Origin of the sequence: Halobacteriovorax sp. DA5 (assembly GCF_002903145.1) — a bacterium.
Classification (GTDB): Bacteria; Bdellovibrionota; Bacteriovoracia; order Bacteriovoracales; family Bacteriovoracaceae; genus Halobacteriovorax_A.
In genome coordinates, this window is the sequence record NZ_PPDJ01000051.1 from 1 (window position 1) to 438 (window position 438).

Genomic DNA, 438 nt, shown 5'->3' on the forward strand with positions numbered 1-438 from the left:
ATTCTCTTGAGGACTGCGAGGAAGGAAAGACTGAAAAGATGAAACTGTACCTGGCTGCAGCCGTGCTGATGCTTGTACTTGCTGTACAGACAGAGGCCCAAGATGAGCCCACACTGGAGGAGCGTTTCGCCAAATTCCAGACTCAGGTGAAGGAGATTGCAGAGGACCTGACAGAGAAGACCAAGACTACGTTTGAACAGCTTGATAAGAGCGAGTTTGCTGTTAAAACCAAGAGCTGGTTTAATGAGCAGTATGAGAAGATGAAGCAGAAGCTGTCTGAAACCTTCAATTAAAATAAAAACCGATGACCTTATACCCTTCATCTCTGCAACCCTGCAATTACTTTGTGATATGTGATATCACCCCCACCCTGTTGTGCCGACTGGCGCATTTGTTACAGTTCAAAACAACTTCTAACTGTGATGATCTGCTCGTCAT

The 438-nt window shown here is 45.4% G+C and carries 1 protein-coding gene; it reads left to right on the forward strand.

Annotated elements, in window-relative coordinates:
• Window positions 1-293 (forward strand): hypothetical protein (locus tag C0Z22_RS15845; protein ID WP_146037936.1); only part of this gene is annotated, 293 nt, incomplete at its 5' end.
• Window positions 294-438: the final 145 nt, after the last annotated feature.